Raw genomic sequence first — 23,720 nt, 5'->3', positions numbered from 1 at the left:
ATGAAACAAGCAACTCCGGCCAACTCAAACAGTCCGCATACGAAACTAAACAGCATGAACATTGGTGACTGCCAATGGACCACAGGCTTTTGGGCCGATAAATTTGAGCTTTGTACCACTGCCATGGTTCCTTATATGGGCGATGTTTTATGCGGAGATGTAGGACATGCCCTCAACAATTTCAAGATTGCTGCAGGAGAAAAAGAAGGTAAACATCAAGGTATGTTCTGGCATGATGGAGACTTCTATAAATTCATGGAAGCTAAAATTTATGTTTATGCGCACACCCAGGATAAAGAGCTGCTTAAGGAATTAGACGAATACATAACCGTCATAGGGAAGGCGCAAGAAAGTGACGGGTATCTACAGACTCAAATTCAACTGAGAGATGGCGTAGACCGTTACGAAAACCGAAAGTATCACGAGATGTACAATACCGGCCATTTGCTAATTACTGCCTGTATTCATAACAGGGTTACTGGACAAAGCAACTTTTTGGACATTGCCATTAAGCATGCAAATTTGTTGTACACCATTTTCATGCCTGATACAAAACATTACGGTCGTTTTGGTTTCAATCAAACGCAGATAATGGGCTTGGTAGAATTGTACCGTACTACAGGTAATAAAAAATATTTGATCCTTGCTGAAAAGTTTATTGATAATCGTGGTAAATACGAAGTGGAGCATCATGCCACAACGGAGGGCTACCCTATTGGTGACATGGTTCAGGAGCGCACACCTTTACGTGAGTCCAATGAAGCAGTTGGCCATGCCGTTCTTGCGCTATACTATTACGCCGGTGCTGCAGATGTATATGCAGAAACAGGTGAAAAAGCACTAATTGATGCCTTAGACCGTCTTTGGGAAAATGTGACGACCAAAAAAATGTATGTAACCGGTGCCGTGGGTCAAGCCCACTATGGAGCTTCTGCAAATAGAGATATGATTGAAGAAGGATTTATAGACGCTTATATGATGCCCAATATGACCGCCTATAATGAAACCTGTGCCAACCTTTGTAACGCCATGTTCAGCTATCGTATGCTGAACCTTCATGGCGAAGCCAAATATGCAGATATTGTTGAGTTGGTACTATACAACAGTGCCCTTTCCGGAATTAGCGTAACAGGCAAAGAGTACTTTTATGCGAACCCATTGCGGATGCTCAATAATACTAGAGATTATAACGCTCACGAAAATGTAACCGAAACTCCAAATAGAGAGCCTTATCTGAGTTGTTTCTGCTGCCCTCCTAACCTAGTGCGTACGATTGCTACGGTTTCGGAATGGGCTTATAGTCTTGCTGAAAATGGAGTAACCGTAAATCTATACGGTGCAAATAATCTAGACACCCAGTTAAAAGATGGTTCCCCTATTAAGGTAGCACAAGAGACAGAATACCCGTGGCAAGGAAAGGTAAAACTGATTGTTGAGGAATGTAAGGAAGATGCTTTTTCAATTAGTTTGCGTATTCCTAAATGGGCAAAAAATTCAAAACTGACACTCAACGGAGAAGAAATATCTAATACTCTAAAACCAGGAAGCTTTACTTTAATTGAACGAAATTGGAAAAAAGGTGACACCCTCGTTTTAAATATGCCAATGGAAGTTGATTTTATTGAAGGTCACCCAAGAATTGAAGAAGTACGGAATCAAATTGCTATAAAACGTGGTCCTATAGTTTACTGTATTGAATCTCCAGATTTACCAGAGAATACAGACATTCTGGATATTTACTTCAACGGGAACAAAAAACTGGAACCAAAATATAAGCCTGATTTCTTAGCAGGCGTTACCGTTCTTGAAGGAGAAATTTTAATTAGAAAAGATAAAGGCAAAGGTATCTACAGAACCGTGCAAAAACCTGAATGGACACCATACAAGACGCAACTTGTACCCTATTTTGCGTGGAGTAATCGCGGGCAGGCCGAAATGACGGTATTCATGCCTGTTGTTTGGAAGGATTAAAACCCATTTCCCATACTCTGTAAAAAACAGACCAGACCGTACCAAATAGATAAAATAGTGCCATTAGCGGTTAACCCACGTAAAAGGAAACATTTGTTTTAGTGTTTTATTTGTGAGACTCAGACTATAATCCTGAGTAAACATCTCAACCTAACTAAAACATTTATCCTTTTTAAGACTCAACTATGAAAAGAACATTAGCACTTGCTGGCGGCTTACTACTATCTATTTACAGCTTTGCACAAGAACAAGGGGTCATGAACAATTCAAGGACCCCGCACATGAACCTTAAGACCATTGATATAAATGATTGCCGATGGACCGAAGGTTTTTGGGCCGATAAACTCAAAGCGGCCCATGAGGTAATGATTCCTAATTTGGGAAGATTGATGGATGATCCGGAAATCATTCATGCCTATTCCAACTTTAAAGTAGCTGCAGGTCTCGAAGAAGGTGAGTTTAGAGGATGGTCATTTACAGATGGTGATTTCTATAAATATGTTGAAGCCTTGGCATACGAATACGCCATGACCAAAGATGAAAAGATAGATCAGCAGATGGATGAAATCATCGCTGTAATTGCGAAAGCGCAACGTCCCGATGGTTACATTCATACTAAAATTCAAATCGGTCACGGTATTGCAGGTTTTCTTCATGAATCCGCACATCCATTTAAAAGTGATGAAAAACCCTATACCAACGGACCTTCTCACGAATTTTACAATTTCGGACACCTCATGACCGCTGCTTGTGTCCATTATAGGATCACTGGTAAAAAAAACTTTCTTGATATAGCTATTAAAGCGAGTGATAATATCTACGACCATTTTAAAAAACCTTCCCCAGAACTAGCTCGTATAGACTGGAACCCACCGCACTACATGGGTCTGATAGAAATGTACCGCACCACTGGAGATAAAAAATATCTAGAGCTAACGGAGACTTTTGTAAATATGTTAGGTACTGCCCCAAAAGAAGCTTTGGACCACCGTGGTATGGACCATAGCCAAAGAGGTACTGCTGTTAGGGAAGAATCCAAAGCGGTGGGTCATGCTGGCCATGGCAACTATTTGTATGCCGGTGTAGCCGATTTATATGCGGAAACCGGTGACCAAACCCTAAAGGACTACTTGGAGCGAATTTGGACGAACGTCACAACTCAAAAAATGTATTTGACCGGAGCCACGGGTCCTCATCATTTTGGAATATCCGATCATGCAATTGTTGCCGAAGCTTACGGTAAAGATTATGAGTTGCCCAACATAAAAGCGTACAATGAAACCTGTGCCAACATTGGTAATGCCATGTGGAACTGGCGTATGTTTCTTATGAACGGTGAAGGCCGTTTTGCAGATATTATGGAACTGATTTTTTATAATAGTGCCATTTCCGGTATTTCATTGGACGGCGAACATTTCTTTTACACCAACCCTTTACGTTTTATAGAAGGCCATCCGCAGAATACAAAAGATGAAGGCAAACGGGGCGAATTCATGTCGGTTTTTTGTTGCCCTCCAAACATCATCCGTACTATTGCCAAAATGCATACCTATGCCTATAGCACTTCGGAAAAAGGGATTTGGATAAATTTATATGGAAGTAATGTTCTAGACACTGATTTAGCGGATGGATCCAACATCAAACTAACACAACAGAGCAACTACCCTTGGGACGGAAATATCAAAATCACTGTGGATTCCAAAAAGAAAAAAGAATATGCAATGATGTTACGTATTCCTGCCTGGGCGGAGAATGCAACCATTAAAGTAAACGGAGAGCAAATAAATCAAGCTCCAAAAGCTGGGTCTTACGCCGAAGTTAACCGCAAATGGAGAAAGGGTGATATAGTTGAACTTGAATTGCCAATGGCTCCAAGCCTCATTACTGCAGACCCAAATGTTGAAGAGACCAGAAACCAAGTTGCCGTAAAACGTGGGCCTATTGTGTACTGTTTAGAGGGTAGAGATTTAGAGTCCGGAACCAGTATAAACGATATTGTAGTTCCAACGGATATTATGCTCCAACCAAAATACGAAGCCAATCTTTTGTCTGGTGTTACCATTTTGGAGGGTGAGGCTAATGTATTGCCCAAAGCAGATTGGTCCAACCAATTGTATAAGCCATTGGTTAAACTAGAGCTTAAGAAAACACCGATCAAGATGATACCCTATTTCGCTTGGGCGAATAGAGGCGTTCATGATATGTCCGTTTGGTTGCCATTACAATATTAGTTTTTAGACCTAAAAAAGTACATTTTGCTATACCAATAGCAAAAATCAATAACCAGAATTGAAATGAAAAAATCCATACTTATAGTCTTTAGCCTTTTATTTTTCAGCGTTGGTAATGCCCAACAACAAGGAATAATTAATAATAGCCAGAGTAAGCATGTAAAGCTAAAAAGCATAAACATAGAAGATTGCCAATGGACCGATGGTTTTTGGGCCGAAAAATTCAAAGTAGCTGAAGAAACCATGGTTCCCTACATGGGAGAACTATTAACAGGTGACACGGGACATGCCTTAAACAACTTTAAAATAGCTGCTGGTCTTAAAGAAGGAAAGCACCAAGGCATGAAATGGCATGATGGTGATTTTTATAAATGGATGGAAGCTTCCATTTACATTTACGCCCAAAACAAGGACCCTAAAATACTAGCAGACTTAGATAGTTACATCGAAATAATTGCAAAAGCACAAGAAGAAGACGGATATATTCACACAAAAGTGCAAATTGAAGATGATATGTTCCGCTTTGGAAACAGACAACATCACGAGATGTACAACTTCGGACATCTGTATACTAGTGCATGTATCCACCACCGGGTTACGGGTAAGAAAAACTTTTTAGACCTTGCCATTAAAAATGCGAACTTCCTATATGACACCTTCATATCAGAACCAGACCATTTAAAAAGGTTCGGCTTCAATCAAACCCAAATTATGGGACTTGTTGAGTTGTACCGTACCACTAAAGACAAAAAATATTTAGAGTTAGCGGAACTATTCATAAATATGAGGGGTAAATACAAAGTAGAGCCAGATGAAACGGCAAATTTCAAGTTCATTGGCGATATGACACAAGAAAGAACACCCTTAAGAAAAGCACAGACCGCTGAAGGGCATGCCGTATTAGCACTATATTTTTATGCTGGTGCTGCTGATGTAGCTGCAGAAACTGGTGAACAGGAATTGATAGACGCTTTAGACCGACTTTGGGACAATGTGGTGAACAAAAAAATGTATGTTACAGGAGCCTGTGGGCAAACGCACCACGGAGCCTCTTCTAATGTAGACATGATACACGAAGGTTTTATTAGCGAGTACATGATGCCTAATTTAAGTGCCTATAATGAAACTTGTGCCAATGTCTGTAACTCCATGTTCAATTACCGTATGTTAGGCTTACATGGAGAGTCAAAATATGCAGATATCATGGAATTGGTTCTATTTAATAGTGCTTTGTCCGGTATTAGTATTGAAGGAAAAGATTACTTCTATGCCAACCCGTTACGCGTAAGCCATAAAGGTCATGACCCAGGCAATGATACAGAGTTTGATGTTCGTCAACCGTATATTCCTTGTTTTTGTTGCCCTCCAAACTTGGTGCGTACAATAGCAAAAATGTCTAATTGGGCCTATAGTTTATCTAAAAACGGAATTTCTGTTAATCTATACGGTGGAAATAAATTAACAACAGACTTACTTGATGGCTCTAAAATTCAGCTAAAACAAGAAACCCAATACCCATGGAAAGGTAAAGTAGATATTACCGTTGAAAAAGCCAAAAAAGAGGCTTTCGATATTTTATTACGTATTCCAGAATGGGCAGCTGGTTCCAAAATATTGGTAAATGGTGAAAGTAGCAATACAGAGATAGTTACTGGTACTTATGCCACTATCAATAGAAAATGGAAAAAAGGCGATGTCATTACTTTAGACATGCCTATGGATGTAAAGCTATTGGAAGGTAACGCTCTTATAGAAGAAGTCCGTAATCAAGTAGCTGTAAAAAGAGGCCCTGTTGTTTATTGTGTAGAAACTCCGGACTTACCTGAAAACATAGATATTTTAGATGTATATCTTCCTATTAACTCTAGTCTTACAGCAACTTTCAATCCGGATTTATTGGGTGGCGTATCTACCATTACAGGAAATCTAAAACTAAGAAAAGACATCAAAGAAGGCATGTACACTGAGGTTACCAAACCTACATGGGAAACTAGCGAAGTACAATTTGTTCCGTATTTTTCATGGGCAAACAGAGGTGCTAGTGAAATGAGTGTTTGGTTACCTGTTGTTTGGGAATAATTACAACAAAAATGAAAATGAGTTTAACTATAATATTGCTTTGGTTTCTTGCTTTTAGTTGCAAAAACGAAGCTCCCGTTGTAAAAAAGAATAAACGCAAACCCAATATTCTCTTTATAGCCATAGATGACCTTAGGCCTGAACTAGGTTCGTATGGTTCTGAAATAGCTCAAAGCCCTAACTTAGACAAACTAGCCAGTGAAGGACTTCAGTTCAACAGAGCCTATTGTCAACAAGCTATTTGTGGTCCATCCCGGGCTAGTGTTTTAACCGGACTTAGACCAGAAACCAGTGGAATTTATCACAACTATTTAAAAATCCGAGAACTCCACCCTGATGTTGTTACCCTACCTCAGCATTTTAAAAACAACGGATATGAATCCGTTTATTATGGTAAAATATTCCATCACGGAGACTTAGACGATTCTTTATCATGGAGTAGAGTGCCAGGCCCACAACCTAAATCTGTTGTGGGCTTTGCCCTTCCCGAAAACCAGCAAATACGGGAAGAAACCCGTAAGGAAATGTTCACCAAATATGGTGATGTTGCTAAATATGGCCTAGCCATGGGGCCTGCCTACGAATCTGCAGATGTTCCTGATAATACGTATAGTGACGGTTATAATACGGATTTGGCAGTTGCCGACATCAAAAAGATGGCCAAAGACAGTGATAAACCTTTTTTTTTAGGCCTGGGTTTTCATAAGCCTCATTTAAATTGGGTAGCTCCTAAACAATACTGGGATTTATACGATGAAGCAAAAATACCAATGACATCCGATAGTATACCTCCAGAAAATGGTGCCGCAATGGGACTACACCCCTCGTTTGAGTTGCGTGTTCGCTCTGGTATTCCTAAAAAAGGTAAACTTGATCCAGAACTTTCCAAAACCTTAAAACATGCCTATCTGGCTTGCATTAGCTATGTTGACGCACAAATAGGCCGTGCCATTACAGCTTTGGAAGATGCTGGAATACGTGACAATACCATTATTATTGTTTGGAGTGATCATGGGTATCATCTTGGCGATATGGGCATTTGGGGGAAAGCCACCAATTACGAAATAGCAACGAGAGTCCCTTTAATGATATGGACTCCGGATATGCCCGAAACAAAAAGAGGAGCTCAAACAGATGCCTTAGTTGAATTGATTGACATTTACCCCGCGCTATGCGAACTAGCCCAAATTGAAAAACCAGAACATATTGAAGGCCTAAGTTTTGTTCCTCTTCTAAAGAATCCAAAACAAAAATGGAAAACAGCGGTATTCAGTCAATTTCCATCCCCGGCTTTACGAGAGTGGGGTTCTTACCCATTACGGCCAGCTATGAGAGAAACCTACTTTGGCCCGTTAATTGAAAAGGTTGAAACAAAAATAAAATCTCAGCAAAAACAAAAATGGAATAGAGATCTATTTGAAAATAAATTAATGGGATACGCCATGCGAACGGAACAATACCGTTTTATTGTTTGGAAAGACCAAACACAGCTACAAGCTACTCCTCTATACTTTGAACTCTATGACCATAAAAACGACCCTGACGAAACAACAAATATTGCACCTAAAAATCCAGAATTGGTAGCTCAATTATTATCCCAGTTCAATGAAGAAAAAAAATAGGAATACTATAAACTGATAACTCAAAAAAAACATTCACTAACACATATAAAAATTAAACTCACATTTATGAAAATTCAATATCATCATCTTAAACGGCTTCTATACGCAGCCTTTCTGTCTGTTTCTACAATGGGTATAGCCCAAGAGACTCGACCCAATATTCTGGTTGTCTTATGTGATGACCTCGGTTATTCAGATGTTGGTTTTAACGGATCAACAGATATTATCACTCCTGAATTGGATAAACTGGCAAGTAACGGTTCCATTTTCACATCGGCCTATGTTGCGCATCCTTTTTGCGGACCAAGTAGGTCTGCTATTCTTACCGGACGGTATCCACATCTAACCGGTACCGCTTACAACTTGTTTCACAATAGTAGTGAAAATGATGAAGATAACATGGGCGTTCCCTTAGTAGAAACGTACATGGCCAATGTATTACAAAATGCAGGTTACTATACCAGTGCCATCGGGAAATGGCATTTGGGCTCCGCTCCTAAATTTCATCCGAATAAAAGAGGATTTGATAATTTTTATGGCTTTCTAGGCGGAGGCCACGATTACTTTCCAAGTGAATATAACAAGACCTATAATTCACAGATGAAAGCTGGTAAAAAGAATATAAGAGATTATGTTTTTCCGATGGAACACAATGGAAAACCAGCCAACGAAACCGAATACATAACCGATGGTTTTTCCCGTGAAGCTAGTAAGGATATAAAAATTGCTGCTAGCAAAAAGCAACCTTTCTTTATCTATTTGGCATACAATGCACCACACGTTCCACTTCAAGCGAAAGCTGAAGACATAGCCAAATTTTCAAACATAGAAGACAAAGACCGAAGAACCTATGCCGCAATGGTTTATGCGGTTGACCGCGGTGTTGGGAACATCGTAAAAACTCTGAAAGAAACCAATCAATTTGATAACACATTAATTGTTTTTCTAAGCGATAATGGAGGGAATTTTGACCATGGAGCTAATAATTATCCCTTAAAAGGAACAAAAGGAGATACTTGGGAAGGCGGCTACCGCGTACCCATGTTTTTTCATTGGCCTAAAAAAATTAAAAAGGAGCAACGTTTTGAGTTCCCTGTTTCCGCATTGGACCTCTACCCTACCTTTACAGAGCTTGCCAAAGCTAAACTTCCGGAAGGAAAAAAACTGGATGGAAAGAATATCATTAACGACGTATTGAAAAATACAGAGCCTTATGAAAACGATCTCATTTATTCTCTGCGCTACCGTGAAGGTTATAATGATGTTGGAGCCCGACTGGGCGATTGGAAAATAACCAGAATGGGCAATGAACCTTGGAGACTTCACAATATAACACAAGACATAGGTGAAAAGAAAAACCTTGCTGGCCGTTATCCAGAACGTTTAAAGGATATGATAGCTAGAACACAAGAGTGGACCAAAAGCTTTGTAAAACCTTTATGGGTCTATTCTGTAAAAGACAAAGAATTGTGGGACAGCGGTCGCATGCCGGCTTACGATGAAACTTTTGAAGTAGAGAAGTTGGTAGACAATCCCTATCACAAATAACAGGTCATAGTCATTAAACAAAAAGAGAGCCGCAATATGCGGCTCTCTTTTTGTTTGTATAAAGTAGTAAATAACCTATTTCGCTACGTTTACTGAACGGGTTTCCCTAATTACGGTAACCTTTACTTGCCCAGGATATGTCATATCTGTTTGTATTTTTTGTGAAATCTCAAAAGACAACTGTGCTGCTTTTTCGTCATTCACTTTTTCGCTTTCAACGATTACCCTTAGTTCACGCCCTGCTTGAATGGCATAAGCCTTTTGAACACCTCCAAAACTGAATGCTACTTCTTCTAAATCTTTTAAACGTTGAATGTATGAATCCAACACTTGTCTACGTGCACCTGGTCTTGCACCACTAATAGCATCACAAACCTGAACGATCGGTGAGATAAGTGTCTTCATTTCAATTTCATCATGGTGAGCGCCTATAGCATTACATACGTCCGGTTTCTCGCCATACTTCTCTGCCCACTGCATACCTAAAATAGCGTGTGGAGTTTCTACCTCTGCTTCCGTATTTGGCACTTTACCAATATCATGTAAAAGACCTGCACGTTTTGCCAACTTAGGATTCAACCCAAGCTCCGCAGCCATTACACCACATAATTTAGCAACTTCCCTAGAGTGTTGTAACAAGTTCTGTCCGTAAGAAGAACGATATTTCATTCTACCCACCGCACGGACTAATTCTGGGTGTAAACCATGAATTCCTAAATCGATAACCGTACGTTTTCCTACCTCAACGATTTCTTGTTCTATCTGCTTCTCTGTCTTCTTAACAATCTCTTCAATACGCGCTGGATGAATTCTACCGTCCGTTACCAACTTATGCAACGAAAGTCTCGCCACCTCACGACGAACTGAATCAAAACAAGATAGAATAATAGCTTCCGGAGTATCATCAACTATAATTTCAACACCCGTAGCAGATTCCAATGCACGGATGTTTCTACCCTCTCTACCAATAATCCTACCCTTAACATCATCCGATTCTAGGTTGAAAACAGACACACAGTTTTCTACCGCTTCTTCTGTTCCTATACGTTGAATGGTGTTAATAACAATTTTCTTAGCTTCTTGCTGAGCAGTTAGTTTAGCCTCTTCCACCGTTGTTTGAATGTAGGCCATGGCATCTGTTTTTGCAGTCTCTTTTAGAGACTCCATTAACTGACCTTTTGCATCATCTGCAGAAAGTCCCGAGATTACCTCCAACTGTTGTACTTGATTTTTATGAAGCTTTTCTAGTTCGCTTTGCTTTTTTTCAAGGAACTGCTCTTTATGGGAAACCTCCTTTAACTTACTATCAAGCTGAGTGTTGAGTTTTTTGCTTTTGGCCAACTCATTACTAACTTGCGACTCTTTATCACGAGTGCGTTTTTCTGCCTCACCAATTTTCTTGTCTTTGTTAATAATAACTTTTTCGTGCTCTGCCTTTAACTCTAAAAACTTCTCTTTGGCCTGAAAAATCTTGTCCTTTTTTATATTCTCGCCTTCGGTCTTTGCGGCACTAAGAATCGTATTTGCTTCATTTTTGGCATTGGAAAGCGTTTTTGATGCCTTTCCCTTTTCCATAAATTTTGCGATGGCAAATCCAATCGCAAGGCCGACGATGCCGGCTATTATAAGTGTTGCACTATCCATATATCTAACAATTTAGGTTTGAACAAGCTTGAGCACTAGAAGTTACATGGAAATACATGTACCGACCACCATTACTCAAACAAATCCATAAAAAAAGCCCACATCAGCGAAGTTTTGAACAAACTCCAATAAACAGGTTTAGGGCTACAAGACTGATCAAGAATCCCTATACTAGTAGGGCCCGCTTTTACAATCTAAACTCACCCTTTTTAAACAAAATAAATGTTGAGTTTGTCAAAAGGTAATACCAATGTGGGCAGTAACTTATGTATTTTAAAGAACGTATTTATTTTAAACCTAGCTTAGATGTCACCAATTGATCCAACGCTTTCAAACGTTCGGTCGCATTTTCGGTTCCTTCGGACTGATCAATACCACGTTGCTCGATCTTAGAAGCAAATTGCAAGGCACACATGGCCAAAACATCTTGCTTATCTCGAACGGCGTAACTTTGTTCAAACTTTTTTGCCAATTGCTCAATGTTCTTTGCCGCCTTGCGCAAGCCTTCTTCTTGGCTTGGATCAATGGTCAAAGGGTACACCCTATCAGCTATAGAAAGCTTAATTTTTAGCTTTTCCGACATTTTATTTTTTGAACATTATTCTGAAAGTTGTGCTATGCAATAGTCTAACTCCCTGATCAATGTATTTATTTTAAGCTTAGCTTCGGTTTTATTCGTATTACTGCCAAGCATTGAGTTTGCGAGCTTCAACGAGTTGTATTTCTCTTCCCACATAGAAACAGAATCCAACACTTTGTCTTTGTCCTCTTTAAGATAATTAAGCTCCTCTTGCAATTTAGTATTGGATTGGTGTAGCACCTCCAACTTATGCAAAAGCTTACTTATTTTATTCTCTAACGAGTCTACGACTTTGACTAATTCACTCATAAATCAAACGCAATGCATTTTACACAAAGTTAACATACCTGCCCTTACTTAGCAATACTTTTTTGATTTATTCTTCAAGTAATACTTTAAGCCCTTAAATAACGTTGGTTAAACAAGATGTATCATTTTTGATGCTTGATATTTTCAAGAATTCAAACCGTTTGGCTAATTTCGTATCACTGTCCAAAGAATTATGAGAAAACTATTTGTAGGTCTTTTATGTTTTATCACCGTTATAGGCATAGCTCAAGAGAAGTATCCGCAAGATGCGTTTAGATCTCCGGTAGATATTCCCTTAGTTTTAGCGGGTACGTTTGGCGAACTGCGTTCTAATCACTTCCACTCGGGCATTGATATAAAAACGCAACAGCGGGAAGGATTACCTATCTATGCCATTGCAGATGGTAGCGTTACCCGTATAAAGGTCTCTCTTTGGGGCTACGGAAAAGTATTATATATAGCGCATCCAAATGGCTACACATCTGTTTACGGCCATCTACAAAAATTCTCTCCCAAGATTCAAGATTTTATAAAGAAGCTTCAATACAAGAAAAAATCGTACGAAGTTGAAGACTTTCCTGAGTACGCAGAGATAAAAGTTGAGAAAGGAGAAATCATAGCATACGGTGGAAATACAGGAGGGTCTTCCGGTCCTCACCTCCATTTTGAAATTAGAAGTAGCATCTCAGAAAAACCTACAAACCCTTTACTTTATGGTTTTGATGTGCGGGACGCCACTAATCCTACGTTGCAGAAAATTTATGGTTTCCCTTTATCTGACGACGCACAGATCAACCAAAACAAAAATACTACCGCAATTCATTTTACCAGACAAAAAGACGGTACCTTTTTGGCCGATCCAGTATATGCCTCTGGTACTATAGGGTTTGGTTTTATTGGATATGACCGTCAAGACCTAGCGGCTAACCACAATGGCCTATATTCAGTTCAACAGGTGGTTAACGGCAAGGTCTATACAGATTACGACCTTGAATCTTTCTCTTTTGGAGAAACTAGATACATCAACACACTTATTGATTATTACTATTATGGCAAATACCGTCAAAGAATACAATTGCTCTATAAATCTCCTGGCAATAAACTAAGTATTTATAACAAGCTAGAAAACGATGGTAAAATAGCTATACGCGAAGGATTAAGCTATAAAGTGGAGTTATTGATAAAAGATTTTGAGGGCAACCTTACCAAGGCAATTATTCCTGTTGAAGGCAAAAAACAACCTGTAAAAGTTGATAAGGAAGAAAAGAAAACCGAAAATTACGTCATTGCAAAAAAACCTAATAATTACGATTTAGGTGCCGCAAAAGTATATTTTCCCGCAAATACTTTTTATGATGATTTCTATATCGATTTAAAGAAAGACGACGATACCGTTAGAATACATAACGCACGTGTTCCCGCCCACCGTAATTTCACCATTACCTTTGATGTATCTAAATACACCGAAGCCGAAAAGAAACAAATGTTCATAGCACGCCTTAATAGCCGCTTACGTCCATCTCATACATCTACATATAAGCGTGGTACTACCTTTACGACTAGAACAAGGAATTTAGGTACCTACACTTTGGCAAAAGATACAATCGCCCCAAAAATTTCAACTAAAAACTTCAAGGATAAACAATGGTTGAACAACTACCATTACCTTAGTGTGCGTATTACGGACGACCTTAGTGGTGTAGACACCTATTCCGCTACTATAAACGGGGAATGGATTCTAATGGAATACGAGCCCAAGACCAACACGCTTACCTATAATTTCGATGATGTCATTCTAGATAAGAAAGAATGTAAATTAGAGGTTACGGTAACCGATAATGTTGGTAACACCAATACCTTAACCAGTACTTTCTACAGAAAATAATACTTTTTTGAAGTGCTCTAAACTTAGTATTCTTTTTATCTTTTTAGGTTTTTCACTCTACACGAGTGCACAGACCGCTACACTTACGGGCATTGTATTAAGCAATGAAAATAAACCTTTACAGGAGGTAAATATATCAACAGGAACTACCGGAACGTTTTCTGACGCAAACGGATTTTACTCACTTCAAGTAACCGCTGACGAGGCTATTACAGTTACTTTTTCTCATCTAGGTCTCAAGGATGTAGTTCTGGAAAACTTAATTATCAATACCAATGAGATTTTTGAATTCAATCCGGTTTTGAGTACGGATGCCATACAAATTTCGGGAGTTACCATTACCCCAACCGGCAAAAAAACGGTTACAGGAATCACAACGGTAAGTCCTGAAATTGTTCGAAAAATTCCAGGAGCCAATGCTGGTGTTGAGAACATTTTAAAACTATTACCCGGTGTTTCTTCAAGTAATGAATTAAGTACCCAATACAATGTAAGGGGCGGTAATTATGATGAAAACCTTGTATATGTAAACGAAATTGAAGTGTATCGTCCTTTTTTGGTACGTTCTGCTCAGCAGGAAGGTATGAGTTTTGTAAATAGTGACATGGTTCAAAATGTAAGATTTTCTTCAGGAGGGTTTCAAGCTAAATATGGAGATAAGTTATCCTCTGTTTTAGACATCACTTACAAGAAACCTTTGGAAACGAGCATCCAAATAGACCTTAGTTTTTTAGGCGCAAGTGCAACTGCAGAAACCGTTTCCAAAGACAAAAAGTTAAGTGCCATTACCGGTATTCGCTACAGAAATAACGCCTTACTCGTTAACAGTCAACAGACCAATACCAACTTCAACCCTACTTTTGCAGATGCCCAAACTTTTATAAGCTATCGGTTTTCAAACAGATTTAATTTAGACTTTTTAGGCAACATTTCTATTAATGATTACCAAAATGAACCATTAAAAAGACAGACAAATTTCGGAACCCTTGCAGAACCTAAATCGCTCATTGTCTATTATCAAGGCGAGGAAAACAATAGATATAATACTGTATTAGGAGCTCTCAAAGGGACTTATTTATTAAATGAAACAACTACCTTAAAACTGATTGCTTCGCTCTACCATACTACAGAAGAAGAATATTCTGATGTAATTGCCCAATATGCCCTTGGCGATGTTAACAATGACCTCTACAGCGATTCTTTCGGTAGTGCCACCAACCTACGCGGAATAGGCACACAATTTAACCGTGCCAGAAATGAATTGGACGCCCTGATTTTTAATTTTTCCCATAAAGGGAATCATACCGTGGAAAACAAAGTATTGGAATGGGGCATAAAATACACCCATGAAGATATTCGAGATCAACTACGAGAATCGGAATTCATAGATTCCGTTGGCTTTTTTGTAAGACCGCCATTACCAGAATTTAGCAATAACCAACCCGAAAAACCCTTTGACTCCCCACTTGAAGCTTATGACGGTGTTAGTGCAATCAATTTTGCAAAGACCAATCGTTTTTCCGGCTATATTCAATTCAGTGATAGACTAAGCATTTCATCTCACGATATTTACTATAATTTAGGTGTTAGAGCGCAACATTGGTCAATTAACGGTAAGGACATAAAATCTAACTCACAATCAGTTTTTAGTCCGCGTGGTCAAGTTTCCTTAAAACCGGATTGGAAAAGGGATATGGTTTTTAGATTCTCAGGTGGTCTTTACCACCAACCACCTTTCTACAGGGAATTACGTGATCAATCAGGAACCATTAATCCTGACGTAAAAGCACAAGAATCCATTCATCTTGTCTTGGGCAACGAATATTCTTTTGACATGTGGGAACGCCCGTTCACGCTTATGAGTGAAGTATATTATAAAAAACTACAGAATGTTAACACCTACACTCTAGAAGACGTTCGCATACGTTATGCAGCGAATAATAATGCCAAGGCATACGTGTACGGTGCAGACCTACGCCTTAACGGCGCCTTCGTTCCCGGAACGGAATCTTGGGTAAGCATAGGTTATTTAAAAACCGAGGAGAACAGTAACAATAGAGGCTATACTGCAAGGCCTTCCGATCAACGATTAAAGTTAGGGGTTTTGTTCCAAGATTATATTCCCGAGTTTCCCAATTTTAAGATGTACCTAAACTTAGTTTACAACACCGGTGTTCCTGGCGGTTCTCCAAATTATGCCGATCCTTACATATATAACACAAGATTGAGGGATTATAAGCGTGCCGATTTAGGAATTTCCCATATTTTTGTTGGTGGAAACAAAACCTATCAAAAAAACCACTGGTTGCACAGATTTAATGAACTGAGCGCAGGAGTTGAGATATTTAATTTGTTCAACAATCAAAATTCAATTACAAATACATGGGTTAGGGATGTAGACAGTAAACAACAATTTGCTATTCCAAATTTCATGACAAGTCGTGTGCTGAACGTAAGGGTACGCATGCGCTTTTAGAAGATATACCAATGAAGAAGATTTTTATTGCCGCACTCCTTTTGACTTCCATTTTGGTTAACGCCCAAAAAAACATTTACGAAAGTGATAAGTTTGATGCCCTCAGCGACACGCACCAAGTATTGGCCATTGTTCCCTTTTTAGCCAACCTGGAGCTTAAAGATGATATTTCTCACGAAGAACTTAATACTCTGGAACAAAAAGAAGGTTATGCCGTTCAAAATGCACTGGAGACTTATTTTTCAAAAAGAAAACAAAAAAAGAAATTCAACGTGGACTTTCAAGATGTAAAGAACACCAATGCCATCTTATCCCAAAACAATATTGACTACAACAATATTGATGTATATACTACTAAACAACTTAGTAAAATTCTAGGTGTAGACGGAATTATAAGTGGGAATATGGATCTGAATGTTCTACTTTCTAAAGGGATTCCTACGGAATTTAGTTTTATGGATTACTTTTCAGGAAATGCCAACTATGGAAGGATAGGTGTGAAAATTAGCGACGGCACAAGCGGCAAACTTCTTTGGAAATATGAAAAGAAAATCAATAAAAAATCAGGAAAGAATACCACTGATCTTATTGACCGGATGATGAAATTAGCTGCGCGTAAATTTCCTTATGACCGGGAAAAGCGAAAAGACCGTAAACAGAAATAAATATTCAATTGTCCTTAATTCGCAAGTTTTATTTTTCAACAAATTCCTTTAATACCTGCACGGTATAATCCAACTCTTCTCTAGTGTTGTATTTTGAAAACGAAAATCTAACCGAGGGTCTTTTAAGCTCTTCTTCGGACAGAATCTCCGTCAACACATGAGAACCCAGGTCACTTCCAGATTGACAAGCACTACCTTTTGAACAGGCTATTCCTTTAATATCTAGGTGAAACAAAAGCATCAGTGCTTTTTGAGGGTCAATTGGCAAACAAACGTTCACCAACGTAAACGTACTCTTATCCATGTCTCCGGAATGCCCATTGAATTTAGCAGCAGGAATCTCCTCCTTCATTCTATCGATAAAATAAGATTTTAAATCAGTTACATAAGCCGTTTCTGCTTCTAGGTTATCATACGCTTCAATGAAAGCCATTTCCAATCCAACAATATTATGGAAAGATTCTGTTCCCGCACGATTACCACGCTCCTGAGAGCCTCCCGATATAAAAGGTTTTAATCCAGAATTCCTCTTTACGTAAGCAAAACCTATTCCTTTAGGGCCGTGAAACTTATGGGCCGCAGCAGTCATAAAATCTACAGGCACCGCTTTAACATCCCAGGCATAATGCCCAATAGACTGTACCGTATCCGAATGAAAAAGAGCCCCGTTTGAATGACATAGCTCACAAACTGTTGCTATATCCATTTTATTCCCTATTTCATTATTCACATGCATTAAGCTTACTAATTTTTTACCATCATCCTTTTGAAGCAATGCTTTTAAATGTAATAGATCTGGATTACCATATTTATCTAAATCAACATATAGCACTCGGGTTCCTTTTTCACTGGCTAAATCCTCAACCGTATGCAGAACGGCATGATGTTCTATTCTAGATGTAATTATTGTAGTTACACCCAAATCCCGAACAGCGCAACGCAAAATCATATTATCTGCCTCGGTACCTCCTGAAGTAAATATGATTTCCGATGGGTGGGCATTTATATATTTTGCAATGGTTTTTCTGGCACTTTCTACCGCAGTCTTAGCAGATCGCCCAAAACTATGTGTAGAAGACGGGTTGCCGTAAAAATTAGCCAAAGCGTCCTGCATCTTTTCAATAACATTATCACGTACTTGCGTAGTGGCCGCATTATCCAAATAAACCTTTTTCATTCCCGAAAAATTCAATTAAGAGGGTTCAAAATTAGCTCAATTAAAGTTAATTTCTCCCTAATTCTCAATAAACTTGTCCTTTATTTCCATTAAATTTGGCATATGAAGAAAACGCTGCTTTTAGGTATTCTAATCCTTTTATCTGCCTGTGACGATGGCGACCTCCAAATTGAAAATGTAGACTTTGATGCTATTGCCCTTGCTACCTGTGACAATGAAGATGACCCATTAGATACTACCTTTTTCTTTAAGATAGATGGTGATGAAGCATTTTTGTTAGAATTGGAAAGCGGACTTCTTTTAGACCAAACGTCTACCGAAGGTACACTTACGAGTACTTTGGGAGGTTCTTCAGATTTAATTTATCGCCTTTTTTCCGATGATGTTTCTTCTGATTATTTTTGTTCTACGATACCTGCTTTAGAACCAACCGTAATTAGTGAAAATACAGCTACTGCTGGAGATATTGCCATAAATACAAAAGTTACAGCAGTATCCAAAGATGTTAAGACCTATTCACATACCATTTTAATAAGCGGTCTTGTCCTGACGAACGAGCAAAATGAGAGTATTACGGACACCTCCACTTTAACCTATGGAACGTTCAAGACCTCTACTCCTACCAGTTTAAACCTTGAGGTTCCTTTTTCGAATTATGGGGCTATCACCACCATTTCTGAATGCGATAACGCAATTGTTGATGGTAGCTTAAGGTTTTATAACAAAATAAACGATGAGTACATTACACTAGATGTTCCCCTATCCATTTTAGTGAACGAAGCAACAGTAGAAGGTGAACCCAGAACCTCTACCTTGGAAAACGGAGAATTTAATTATACGATTCTAGATGCAATTGTTACCGATGAAATGGTTTGTACAACAGCCGCACTATCAGAAGAAATCGTAAGTTCTAATTTTGTGTCGTCAGGAGGAACCATTAACGTAGTTACAGAAGCCAGTGAACCTGATGCTGCAGGTACTATCACATATTCTCACACTATTTCACTCAATGACGTGGTACTTGTTCTCAAGGCCCAAAAAGAAGATGAGACAGATGTTACCCTAGCCGCAATTGATAGCTTTATCTTAGGTATTTATACCACAGTAGAAAATTAGGCATTCTGGTAAATATAGATTTCCGTTGCTCCTAGACCATATTTCTGGTAATCGGCGTCATAATGTTTTACATTGTCATACCTTCTAAACAGATAATACAACTCTTCTTTTAGTATTCCCTCACCTACTCCATGGATGAAAACTACTTTTTGAATTCGCTTTTTAATGGCAAATTCTAATTGACGCCTTGCCGCATCTATTTGAAGATTAAGCATTTCATGATTGCTCATGCCCTTACTTGACTTTGTTAATTGATGAATATGCAAATCCACTTCCATTTTAGGGGCGTTACGTTCTTTAGGCTTAGTAACCTGGGTTTGTCTTCTTTTGGGAATTTCTTTTTCTGCCTTGATTTGGCTTATCTCGTAATTACTTACCCTTATATCGCCAGTATCGATTCTCACCAACTCATTAGCGTCAAAATCAAGAAGAAACCCGTCATTGGTTTCCATGGTAACCGTGCCTTCCGAAACCTTTGTTACCCTACCTGAGATAACATCATCTATAGTCTCTACCTTGTCCCCTATTTGAAAAACGGCCATAATTTGTTTTGTATCCACAAAAATAATGGTAATTTTCGTGAAAGAATTGCCAAACAGGAAAAATGCAGTTAGCCACCTCTCTATTAGTTATTGAAGATTACATGCTACCATGCTTGAACAAAAAGCTATTTGGCATTGACTGTCCCGGCTGCGGTCTTCAGCGTTCTATCTTTCTTTTTTTCAAGGGTGAATTTAGTGCTGCCTTTGATATGTACCCCGCAATTTTTACACTCATTCCACTTGCGTTATTTGCCTTAGCAAGTCAATTTATACGATTTCGTTTTGAAACTTCTATAAAAGTAACCCTAGGATTTGTTAGTGGAGCTATTATATTAGTTAACTATATTTTAAAAATGACTCACCTAACCCACTAAAAAAATGGAACAACACAAACTACCCAACGCTACGCTTATTCTTGTATTTGGTATACTATCAATAGTTACATGCTGTTGTTATGGTATTCTAGGTATTATTTTTGGCGTCGTTGCCTTGGTTTTAGCTAATAAAGCCACGGCTATTTATCTGGAAAATCCAGAAAATTACACTGATTATGGCAATGTAAAGACCGGAAAGATTCTGGCTATCATTGGTATCGTATTAAGTGTTCTTTATTTGATGATGACCATTGGAATGATTGCTTTCTTTGGATTTGAAGACATGCAAGATCCGGAATTGATGCGCGAAAAAATGGAAGAACTATTAGGATAGAACTATGCAACAACCCCTACCGGGCGCTAGTAATGCCCTAACTTTTGGAATCCTTTCCATAGTTCTTACTCTTATTTGCTGCGGACCATTTGGAGCTATATTCAGTTTTATTGGCTTATCTAATGCAAAAACCGCCCAACAAGCATTTGACCAAAGTAATGGCGAATATTCGGGCATTGAAAATGTAAAAACGGGGAAAATACTGTCCTATGTAGGCTTAGCAATTGCTGCTGTCTACCTACTCATTGGTATTTTATATTTTGGAGTCATAGCCGCAATTATTGCATCGGCAGCCTCTGGCAATAAGTAATAACCTAAGAGATTTTTAAATTATAAAAAGAAGCCTGAAACTAAGTTTCAGGCTTTTTTCTAGTTCATTGATTTCGAATTATTTTTCAAACTGTTTTAATGTAGTCGTTATAATATTTATACAATCTAATAGTTGCTCCTTATTCATTACCAAAGGTGGTGCAAAGCGAATAATATTACCGTGCGTTGGTTTTGCTAAAAGTCCGTTTTCTTTCAATGCCATACAGATATTCCATGCGGTAGAGCTATCTTCTGAATCATTAATAAGAATGGCGTTCAAAAGCCCTTTGCCCCTTACTCCATTAACAATGTTGCAGTCTTCAATAAACTTACTAAGCTCCGCTCGGAACAATTCACCCAAATCAAAAGCATTTTGAGCCAGTTCTTCCTGTCTCACAACTTCTAAAGCAGCAACGCCAACAGCAGCTGCTATAGGGTTACCACCAAAAGTACTACCATGGTTCCCTGGTTTGATAACTCCCATAATATCGTCATTTGCCAAGACAGCAGATACGGGATACGCACCTCCGGACAAAGCTTTTCCCAAAATTAGGATATCCGGCTTTATCTCTGGTTCTCCACTGCAGTGCTTGTTTTCACAAGAACAGTTCCCACAAGTAGCCAAAAGTCTGCCTGTTCTAGCAATACCGGTTTGGACTTCATCTGCAATAAACAAAACTCCGTGTTTCTCACATAATGCTTTCGCTCCGGCCAAATACCCTTCAGATGGAACATAAACCCCTGCCTCACCTTGAATAGGCTCTACCAAAAACCCGGCTATATTGGTATTGCTCTCTAAAGTCTCCTTTAAGGCATTTAAATTATCGTATTCAATTTTGATGAATCCCGCAGTATAAGGACCAAAATTCCTACGTGCTACAGGGTCATTGGAAAAAGAAATAATGGTTGTTGTTCTTCCGTGAAAATTATTCTCGCAAACAATAATCTGTGCTTCGTTTTCAGCTAAACCTTTTTTCTCATAGGCCCATTTTCTACATAATTTTAATGCAGTTTCAACAGCCTCCGCACCTGTATTCATAGGTAAAAGCTTATCAAATTTAAATGTTTCCGTGGCGTACTTTTCGTACTTTCCTAGCATATCATTATAAAATGCCCTTGAGGTAAGGGTCAGGGTCTGCGCCTGATCTGTCATTGCTTTCACAATTTTTGGATGGCAATGTCCTTGGTTGACTGCGGAGTATGCAGAAAGAAAATCATAATACTTTTTTCCTTCAACATCCCACACATATACACCTTCTCCCTTGTTCAATACAACTGGTAATGGGTGGTAATTGTGTGCTCCGTACTTTTCTTCTAAGGCAATTGCACCTTCAGAAGTGATTTTTTCTAAAACTGACATAATAAAAATTACTTTTAAATAAAACTTCAGTAATTCCTTCTATACCTTTTTCCTTTCGAAGACTCGAAAATTCAGCGTGGGAGAGAAATCATCCTTGTAGAATTGCAAACTTAATAAATATTTCTTGCTTCCTACATGAAAACTATATTCACCTAAATATCTAAAATATAGTGACATCCTTTAAAAACTGGTGTCTTAATATATAGATCCAACTTTTTAAAAACTGAAATATGAATTATTTAGAGAACATGATGAACAGTCTATCAAACTCGGTAGGCGACTTTTTACCAAGCACGGTTGGTGCTATTTTAATACTGATTATTGGTTGGTTTGTAGCCGGCTTTATTAAAAGATTAATCACTAAGCTGATCAAACGTACCAAAATAGATGATAAAATGGGTACAGGTAAAGTGGTGATTTCTTCACTTATCGGTAAGCTTATTTACTTTTTCGTAATGATTTTTGTTTTCATGCTTGCCTTGGAAAAGCTAGGTATGACCAGCGTTTTAGACCCTGTGAAAAATCTACTTAACGGTTTTACAGATTACATTCCTAATATAGTTGGTGCCGGTTTAGTAGGCTACATAGGCTATATGCTTGCAACCATAGTTTCCGAACTTGTAGGACTTAGCGGTGATACCATTCAAAGTTTAGTGCCTAAATTAAAACTACCCGAAAATATTGATTTGGTGAATATCCTTAAAAAGGTAGTATTCATTTTTATTTTCATCCCCCTTTTAATTACGGCTCTGAACATTTTGAATATGGACTCCATTTCTGTACCGGCTACACATATGCTGGAACAGTTCTTTAATGCGATACCAAAAATATTGGTAGCTGTTATTATCATTATAATTTTTGTTGTAGGCGGAAAATTTGTTGCCGGTCTTTTAACGGACTTATTAGAGAGTCTTAAGTTAGATGGTATTGTTCAAAAAATGAATTTAGGTGGTATTTCTTCTAACACCAATCTTCCTAAGTTGATTGGTAACATTGCATTTTTCTTTATTGTTCTTTTTGGTATTACTACCGCTTTAGAAAAATTAGAATTCGCAAAACTTACAGAAATTCTAGATACCCTAGTAGGCGTATCAGGGAACATCCTATTCGGTTTGGTTATTTTAATTATCGGAAACTGGATAGCATCAATTGCTCATAAGGCAATGGCCAAAGATGAAAACAACTTGTTTGTTGCCTCCATAGTTAGAATGTGCATTTTAGCAATTTTCTTAGCAATGGGCTTAAAGACAATGGGTATAGGTGATGATATTATAAACATGGCCTTTGGAATAACTTTAGGTACAATTGCGGTTACCGTTGCTTTATCCTTTGGATTAGGAGGAAGAGAAGCTGCTGGAAAACAAATGGAACGTATTCTAAACAAATTCAACAATAACAAGCAATAGAGTTCCCTCGATTTTCTCGTTGTTTGTAAAGTCAAGATTCCTTATAATGAGGTTTCTTGGCTTTTTTTATGATATAGCTCAAAAGAAATAAA

The 23,720-nt window shown here is 38.4% G+C and carries 19 protein-coding genes and 1 other RNA gene; 13 read left to right on the top strand and 7 right to left on the bottom strand.

Annotated features, from left to right (window positions below; translation table 11 throughout):
- From KO521_RS03995 to KO521_RS03975, 5 genes are all read left to right on the top strand, one after another.
- Positions 1 to 1,971 carry a glycoside hydrolase family 127 protein gene (locus tag KO521_RS03995; protein WP_215938623.1) on the top strand — a complete coding sequence of 657 codons (1,971 nt, stop codon included), beginning with the start codon at positions 1 to 3 and terminating at the stop codon, positions 1,969 to 1,971.
- Between the two features lie 185 nt (positions 1,972 to 2,156).
- Positions 2,157 to 4,202, top strand: coding sequence for a glycoside hydrolase family 127 protein (locus tag KO521_RS03990; protein ID WP_215938622.1), 2,046 nt, complete (start codon positions 2,157 to 2,159; stop codon positions 4,200 to 4,202).
- A gap of 63 nt (positions 4,203 to 4,265) precedes the next feature.
- Positions 4,266 to 6,281 (top strand): glycoside hydrolase family 127 protein, encoded by a 2,016-nt coding sequence (locus KO521_RS03985; RefSeq protein ID WP_215938621.1) that lies wholly within the window; start codon positions 4,266 to 4,268, stop codon positions 6,279 to 6,281.
- Between the two features lie 17 nt (positions 6,282 to 6,298).
- Positions 6,299 to 7,903, top strand: a complete 1,605-nt coding sequence (locus KO521_RS03980) for a sulfatase (protein ID WP_354668192.1) — start codon at positions 6,299 to 6,301, stop codon at positions 7,901 to 7,903.
- Positions 7,904 to 7,969: 66 nt separating this feature from the next.
- A complete protein-coding gene (locus tag KO521_RS03975; protein ID WP_215938619.1) occupies positions 7,970 to 9,451 on the top strand; it encodes a sulfatase-like hydrolase/transferase in 1,482 nt (493 codons plus the stop codon).
- Between the two features lie 75 nt (positions 9,452 to 9,526).
- Here KO521_RS03975 and rny read toward each other — a convergent pair whose 3' ends face one another.
- The 4 genes from rny to KO521_RS03955 all read right to left on the bottom strand — a co-directional run bounded on the left by rny (position 9,527) and on the right by KO521_RS03955 (position 11,984).
- Positions 9,527 to 11,095, bottom strand: a complete 1,569-nt coding sequence (gene rny, locus KO521_RS03970) for a ribonuclease Y (protein ID WP_215938618.1) — start codon at positions 11,093 to 11,095, stop codon at positions 9,527 to 9,529.
- Positions 11,096 to 11,215: 120 nt separating this feature from the next.
- Positions 11,216 to 11,326, bottom strand: a non-coding RNA gene (ssrS, locus tag KO521_RS03965) — 6S RNA.
- A gap of 55 nt (positions 11,327 to 11,381) precedes the next feature.
- Positions 11,382 to 11,678 carry a cell division protein ZapA gene (locus tag KO521_RS03960; protein WP_194527991.1) on the bottom strand — a complete coding sequence of 99 codons (297 nt, stop codon included), beginning with the start codon at positions 11,676 to 11,678 and terminating at the stop codon, positions 11,382 to 11,384.
- A 15-nt stretch (positions 11,679 to 11,693) separates the two neighbouring features.
- Positions 11,694 to 11,984, bottom strand: a complete 291-nt coding sequence (locus KO521_RS03955; protein ID WP_215938617.1) for a hypothetical protein — start codon at positions 11,982 to 11,984, stop codon at positions 11,694 to 11,696.
- A gap of 193 nt (positions 11,985 to 12,177) precedes the next feature.
- Here KO521_RS03955 and KO521_RS03950 point away from each other — a divergent pair, with 193 nt between their 5' ends.
- The 3 genes from KO521_RS03950 to KO521_RS03940 are packed head-to-tail and all read left to right on the top strand — an operon-like array spanning position 12,178 to position 17,010.
- Positions 12,178 to 13,869, top strand: a complete 1,692-nt coding sequence (locus KO521_RS03950) for a M23 family metallopeptidase (protein ID WP_215938616.1) — start codon at positions 12,178 to 12,180, stop codon at positions 13,867 to 13,869.
- A 7-nt stretch (positions 13,870 to 13,876) separates the two neighbouring features.
- Positions 13,877 to 16,345 carry a TonB-dependent receptor gene (locus KO521_RS03945; protein WP_215938615.1) on the top strand — a complete coding sequence of 823 codons (2,469 nt, stop codon included), beginning with the start codon at positions 13,877 to 13,879 and terminating at the stop codon, positions 16,343 to 16,345.
- An 11-nt stretch (positions 16,346 to 16,356) separates the two neighbouring features.
- Positions 16,357 to 17,010: a hypothetical protein gene (locus KO521_RS03940; protein ID WP_215938614.1), complete on the top strand. Its 654-nt coding sequence runs from the start codon at positions 16,357 to 16,359 to the stop codon at positions 17,008 to 17,010.
- A 28-nt stretch (positions 17,011 to 17,038) separates the two neighbouring features.
- Here the strand turns inward: KO521_RS03940 and KO521_RS03935 are convergent, their stop codons facing one another.
- Positions 17,039 to 18,187, bottom strand: coding sequence for a cysteine desulfurase family protein (locus KO521_RS03935; RefSeq protein ID WP_215938613.1), 1,149 nt, complete (start codon positions 18,185 to 18,187; stop codon positions 17,039 to 17,041).
- Positions 18,188 to 18,289: 102 nt separating this feature from the next.
- Between KO521_RS03935 and KO521_RS03930 the strand changes: the two genes are divergently transcribed.
- Entirely contained in the window at positions 18,290 to 19,303 is a 1,014-nt protein-coding gene (locus KO521_RS03930) for a hypothetical protein (RefSeq protein ID WP_215938612.1), read from the top strand.
- Here the strand turns inward: KO521_RS03930 and KO521_RS03925 are convergent.
- Positions 19,300 to 19,845: a Smr/MutS family protein gene (locus KO521_RS03925; protein WP_215939553.1), complete on the bottom strand. Its 546-nt coding sequence runs from the start codon at positions 19,843 to 19,845 to the stop codon at positions 19,300 to 19,302. The two genes, KO521_RS03930 and KO521_RS03925, sit on opposite strands and share 4 nt — an antisense overlap.
- Before the next feature lie 62 nt (positions 19,846 to 19,907).
- Here KO521_RS03925 and KO521_RS03920 point away from each other — a divergent pair, with 62 nt between their 5' ends.
- Genes KO521_RS03920 through KO521_RS03910 form a run of 3 tightly spaced genes read left to right on the top strand, consistent with a single transcriptional unit; the run spans position 19,908 to position 20,863 of the window.
- Positions 19,908 to 20,219 carry a DUF2752 domain-containing protein gene (locus tag KO521_RS03920; protein ID WP_215938611.1) on the top strand — a complete coding sequence of 104 codons (312 nt, stop codon included), beginning with the start codon at positions 19,908 to 19,910 and terminating at the stop codon, positions 20,217 to 20,219.
- Between the two features lie 4 nt (positions 20,220 to 20,223).
- Entirely contained in the window at positions 20,224 to 20,553 is a 330-nt protein-coding gene (locus KO521_RS03915; protein ID WP_215938610.1) for a CCC motif membrane protein, read from the top strand.
- Between the two features lie 4 nt (positions 20,554 to 20,557).
- On the top strand, positions 20,558 to 20,863 hold the full coding sequence (locus KO521_RS03910; RefSeq protein ID WP_215938609.1) for a CCC motif membrane protein: 306 nt from the start codon (positions 20,558 to 20,560) through the stop codon (positions 20,861 to 20,863).
- A gap of 78 nt (positions 20,864 to 20,941) precedes the next feature.
- Here KO521_RS03910 and rocD read toward each other — a convergent pair whose 3' ends face one another.
- Positions 20,942 to 22,222: an ornithine--oxo-acid transaminase gene (gene rocD, locus KO521_RS03905; protein WP_215938608.1), complete on the bottom strand. Its 1,281-nt coding sequence runs from the start codon at positions 22,220 to 22,222 to the stop codon at positions 20,942 to 20,944.
- Between the two features lie 230 nt (positions 22,223 to 22,452).
- Between rocD and KO521_RS03900 the strand changes: the two genes are divergently transcribed.
- Entirely contained in the window at positions 22,453 to 23,628 is a 1,176-nt protein-coding gene (locus KO521_RS03900) for a mechanosensitive ion channel (RefSeq protein WP_215938607.1), read from the top strand.
- The last annotated feature ends 92 nt before the right edge of the window (positions 23,629 to 23,720 follow it).

Source organism: Zobellia uliginosa (assembly GCF_018860745.1).
GTDB lineage: Bacteria > Bacteroidota > Bacteroidia > Flavobacteriales > Flavobacteriaceae > Zobellia > Zobellia uliginosa_B.
This window is presented reverse-complemented; position numbering and strand designations above follow the sequence as displayed.